Raw genomic sequence first — 5,722 nt, forward strand, 5'->3', positions numbered from 1 at the left:
GTGTGCGTAGGTTGTTTGAGAACTCAATAGCGTGATGAACCAAGTTTAGATACTTTGTTGACCAACCTTTGTGTTGATCTTGATGCATTGTTTGTCTTTTGCTTTTTAGTAGCTTGTTTTGTTTCAGTGTTCCACCGGCTCGCATGGATTGTGGGTTGGTGGTGGTTACGCCAGCGTGGGGTTAACGTGTCCACGATATGTAATGTGCGTATCCCAGCAAGAGTGGCCCTGTGGGGTGCTTGTTGGGCTGATGAATATAGTGTTGAAAAGTTTGAGGATGTGCTTTGTGTCGGTCGATGGCTGACGACTGTTTTTGTTGTTGGTGTTGGTTGATGTGATTTATTTATCCTTTTTTCAATTCTTTTGTCAGTAATTTTTGTTTTTTTGCCTGGTTTTCAGGCTCACCATGTGTCTGATGGCATTTTTTATGGAGAGTTTGATCCTGGCTCAGGACGAACGCTGGCGGCGTGCTTAACACATGCAAGTCGAACGGAAAGGCCCTGCTTGCAGGGTACTCGAGTGGCGAACGGGTGAGTAACACGTGGGTGATCTGCCTTGCACTTCGGGATAAGCCTGGGAAACTGGGTCTAATACCGGATAGGACCATGCTTTAGTGTGTGTGGTGGAAAGTTTTTCGGTGCAAGATGAGCCCGCGGCCTATCAGCTTGTTGGTGGGGTAATGGCCTACCAAGGCGACGACGGGTAGCCGGCCTGAGAGGGTGTACGGCCACATTGGGACTGAGACACGGCCCAGACTCCTACGGGAGGCAGCAGTGGGGAATATTGCACAATGGGCGCAAGCCTGATGCAGCGACGCCGCGTGGGGGATGAAGGCCTTCGGGTTGTAAACTCCTTTCGCTAGGGAAGAAGCCACTTGTGGTGACGGTACCTGGATAAGAAGCACCGGCTAACTACGTGCCAGCAGCCGCGGTAATACGTAGGGTGCGAGCGTTGTCCGGAATTACTGGGCGTAAAGAGCTCGTAGGTGGTTTGTCGCGTCGTCTGTGAAATTCCGGGGCTTAACTTCGGGCGTGCAGGCGATACGGGCATAACTAGAGTGCTGTAGGGGAGACTGGAATTCCTGGTGTAGCGGTGAAATGCGCAGATATCAGGAGGAACACCGATGGCGAAGGCAGGTCTCTGGGCAGTTACTGACGCTGAGGAGCGAAAGCATGGGTAGCGAACAGGATTAGATACCCTGGTAGTCCATGCCGTAAACGGTGGGCGCTAGGTGTGGGGGTTTTATTTACGATTCCCGTGCCGTAGCTAACGCATTAAGCGCCCCGCCTGGGGAGTACGGCCGCAAGGCTAAAACTCAAAGGAATTGACGGGGGCCCGCACAAGCGGCGGAGCATGTGGATTAATTCGATGCAACGCGAAGAACCTTACCTGGGCTTGACATACACCGGATCGCTGCAGAGATGTAGTTTCCCTTGTGGCTGGTGTACAGGTGGTGCATGGTTGTCGTCAGCTCGTGTCGTGAGATGTTGGGTTAAGTCCCGCAACGAGCGCAACCCTTGTCTTGTGTTGCCAGCACGTTATGGTGGGGACTCGCGAGAGACTGCCGGGGTTAACTCGGAGGAAGGTGGGGATGACGTCAAATCATCATGCCCCTTATGTCCAGGGCTTCACACATGCTACAATGGTCGGTACAGTGGGTTGCGATGCCGTGAGGTGGAGCTAATCCCTTAAAGCCGGTCTCAGTTCGGATTGGAGTCTGCAACTCGACTCCATGAAGTCGGAGTCGCTAGTAATCGCAGATCAGCAATGCTGCGGTGAATACGTTCCCGGGCCTTGTACACACCGCCCGTCACGTCATGAAAGTTGGTAACACCCGAAGCCAGTGGCCCAAACTTGTTAGGGAGCTGTCGAAGGTGGGATTGGCGATTGGGACGAAGTCGTAACAAGGTAGCCGTACCGGAAGGTGCGGCTGGATCACCTCCTTTCTAAGGAGTTTTTATATTTTTTTTGTTTGTTTCTGGGTGAATAGGTAACCGGTTCAATCATCTTTTGTGGTGGTTGTTGGGTGCTGGAAGGAAGCAGGTATGCCCCTCCGCGCGTTGGTGTGGGGGAGATAGCAAGAGTGTTGTGTGTTGGGGTTGGCACAGTGTTGGGGTTGGGTTGGCGAAGTTGTTGGTTGGTTTGTCATGGCTGTTGGGTGTCTGGGACAATCTGTTGTTCCTTTTTTGTGGATGCTTGTGATGGGCTGATGAGTGTTTCATTGGTTTGTTGTGGGTGTTTGTGTTGTTTGAGAACTGTATAGTGGACGCGAGTATCTTCTTTTTTGTGATTTTTTGTTTGAAATCATTGTTGTTCACGCGCTGACTGTCATGAACGTGTTTGTTGTTTATGTGTGGTTGGTGTGTGGGTGTCTTAGTATTTTGTGTTGTCTGTGAAGGGCGCACGGTGGATGCCTTGGGCATGATAAGCCGATGAAGGACGTGGAAGGCCGCGATAGGCCTCGGGGAGTTGTCAATCAAGCGTTGATCCGAGGGTGTCCGAATGGGGAAACCTGGCCACAGTTGTGTGTGGTCGCTGCATGGATGAATTCATAGTCTGTGTGGTGGTAACGCGGGGAAGTGAAACATCTTAGTACCCGCAGGAGAAGAAAATAATAATGATTCTGCTAGTAGCGGCGAGCGAACGTGGATGTTGGCTAAACTGCATGCGTGTGATACCTGGCAGGGGTTGCGTGTGTGGGGTTGTGGGGTTGTGTTGTGCGGTGCTGCCATGCCGTGCCTTGGCATTATGTGTTAGCGGAAGTGGTTTGGAATGGCCTGCCGTAGACGGTGAGAGTCCGGTACGTGAAAGCATGTGGTGTTGGGGTTGACAGAATACCCGAGTAGCAGCGGGCTCGTGGAATCTGCTGTGAATCTGCCGGGACCGCCCGGTAAGCCTGAATACTTATTGTGACCGATAGTGTATGAGTACCGTGAGGGAATGGTGAAAAGTACCCCGGGAGGGGAGTGAAATAGTACCTGAAACCGTGTGCCTACAAGCCGTCAGAGCCTTTTAGGGGGTGATGGCGTGCCTTTTGAAGAATGAGCCTGCGAGTCAGCGGCATGTCGCGAGGTTAACCCGTTGTGTGGGGTAGCCGTAGGGAAACCGAATCCTAATGAGGGTGTGTGAGTGGCGTGTCCTGGACCCGAAGCGGGGTGATCTACCCATGGCCAGTGTGAAGCAGCTGTAAGAGGCTGTGGAGGCGCGAACCCACTTAGGTTGAAAACTGAGGGGATGAGCTGTGGGTAGGGGTGAAAGGCCAATCAAACTCCGTGATAGCTGGTTCTCCCCGAAATGCATTTAGGTGCAGCGTCGTGTGTTTCTTGCCGGAGGTAGAGCTACTGGTTGGTTGAGCGGGACTATCATCTTAGCGACGTCAGCCAAACTCCGAATGCCGGTAAGTCAGAGCGCGGCAGTGAGACTGCGGGGGATAAGCTTCGTTAGTCGAGAGGGAAACAGCCCAGATCGCCGGTTAAGGCCCCTAAGAGTGTGCTAAGTGGAAAAGGATGTGGGATCGCGAAGACAGCCAGGAGGTTGGCTTAGAAGCAGCCATCCTTGAAAGAGTGCGTAATAGCTCACTGGTCGAGTGGTTCTGCGCCGACAATGTAGTGGGGCTCAAGTACACCGCCGAAACCGCGGAACTCAATCTTTTGGTTGGGTTGGTAGGGGAGCGTCGTGTGATCGTTGAAGCTGCCGGGTAACCGTGTGGTGGAGGTTATGCGAGTGAGAATGCAGGCATGAGTAGCGAATGATATGTGCGAAACATATCCGCCGGATGACTAAGGGTTCCTGGGTCAAGCTAATCTTCCCAGGGTGAGTCGGGTCCTAAGGCGAGGCCGACAGGCGTAGTCGATGGTTAACGGGTTGATATTCCCGTACCCGTGTGTGTGCGACCAATGGTGAATCAGTGATACTAACCACCCTGAAGGATGCTGCATGCATTTTGTGTGTGTGGTGTGTGGATGCGTGGGACCTGATCTGGTAGTAGCCAAGCGATGGGGTGACGCAGGAAGGTAGCCAAGCCACTTATTGGATTGTGGTGTAAGCGTGTGGCCCGCGGGATAGGTAAATCCGTTTCGTGTGTGGGTGAGGCGTGATGCGTACCCGTTGTGGGGATGTTGGTGATCCTATGCTGTCGAGAAAAGCCTCTAGTGAGTGCATGTACGGCCCGTACCGTAAACCGACACAGGTGGTCAGGTAGAGAATACTAAGGCGTTCGGGTGAACTGTGGTTAAGGAATTCGGCAAAATGGCCCCGTAACTTCGGGAGAAGGGGTGCCACTGCTGGTGAACGACGTGTTGAGCTGGTGGTGGTCGCAGAGAATAGAGGGAAGCGACTGTTTACTAAAAACACAGGTCCGTGCGAAGACTTTAAGTCGATGTATACGGACTGACGCCTGCCCGGTGCTGGAAGGTTAAGAGGACCTGTTAGACCCTTGGGTCGAAGCGGAGAATTTAAGCCCCAGTAAACGGCGGTGGTAACTATAACCATCCTAAGGTAGCGAAATTCCTTGTCGGGTAAGTTCCGACCTGCACGAATGGCGTAACGACTTCCCTGCTGTCTCAACCACAGGCCCGGTGAAATTGCAGTACGAGTAAAGATGCTCGTTACGCGCGGCAGGACGAAAAGACCCCGGGACCTTCACTATAGCTTGGTATTGGTGTTCGGTTCGGTTTGTGTAGGATAGGTGGGAGACTGTGAAGTAGCCACGCTAGTGGTTGTGGAGTCGTTGGTGAAATACCACTCTGATCGGATTGGGCATCTGAACCTCGGCCCGTGATCCGGGTTAGGGACAGTGCCTGGTGGGTAGTTTAACTGGGGCGGTTGCCTCCCAAAGTGTAACGGAGGCGCCCAAAGGTTCCCTCAGCCTGGTTGGCAATCAGGTGTTGAGTGTAAGTGCACAAGGGAGCTTGACTGTGAGACTGACAGGTCGAGCAGGTACGAAAGTAGGGACTAGTGATCCGGCACCGGCTTGTGGAAGCGGTGTCGCTCAACGGATAAAAGGTACCCCGGGGATAACAGGCTGATCTTCCCCAAGAGTCCATATCGACGGGATGGTTTGGCACCTCGATGTCGGCTCGTCGCATCCTGGGGCTGGAGTAGGTCCCAAGGGTTGGGCTGTTCGCCCATTAAAGCGGCACGCGAGCTGGGTTTAGAACGTCGTGAGACAGTTCGGTCTCTATCCGCCGTGCGCGTTGAAACTTGAAGAAGGCTGTCCCTAGTACGAGAGGACCGGGACGGACATACCTCTGGTGGGCCAGTTGTCACGCCCGTGGCATGGCTGGTTGGCTACGTATGGGAGGGATAACCGCTGAAAGCATCTAAGCGGGAAGCCTGTTCTGAGATGAGGTTTCTTTTGAGGTTCCCTATAGATTATGGGGTTGATAGGCCGGATCTGGAAGTCATGTGAGTGATGGAGGTGACCGGTACTAATTAGCCGATGTTCAACACAATGTGTGTGCTGAGACGATTTCGAATGTCGCAAAAGTTTGAGTGTTGCTCGCGTCTGTTATGCAGTGTCTGGAACGGCACGGCACACCACTGAAACCCTGGTTGGGGTTTGTTGTGGGTGTGTGTTTTGTTCTGAATTGGTTTGTCGGTGGTTGTTAGCGGTGGGGTCACGCCCGGTCCCTTTCCGAACCCGGAAGCTAAGCCTACCTGCGCTGATGGTACTGCACCTGGGAGGGTGTGGGAGAGTAAGTCACCGCCGGCATTAAAACTA

The 5,722-nt window shown here is 53.2% G+C and carries 3 rRNA genes; all 3 read left to right on the forward strand.

From position 1 onward, the window contains the following. Positions 1 to 424: 424 nt before the first annotated feature. Positions 425 to 1,946: ribosomal RNA gene (locus tag L8U58_RS10050) — 16S ribosomal RNA — on the forward strand. 436 nt (positions 1,947 to 2,382) lie between these two features. Beyond that, positions 2,383 to 5,454 (forward strand): 23S ribosomal RNA (locus tag L8U58_RS10055). Between the two features lie 141 nt (positions 5,455 to 5,595). After that, positions 5,596 to 5,713: ribosomal RNA gene (gene rrf, locus L8U58_RS10060) — 5S ribosomal RNA — on the forward strand. The 16S, 23S and 5S rRNA genes sit together here, the layout of an rRNA operon. The last annotated feature ends 9 nt before the right edge of the window (positions 5,714 to 5,722 follow it).

Source organism: Corynebacterium macclintockiae (assembly GCF_027570165.1).
GTDB classification, from domain to species: domain Bacteria; phylum Actinomycetota; class Actinomycetes; order Mycobacteriales; family Mycobacteriaceae; genus Corynebacterium; species Corynebacterium macclintockiae.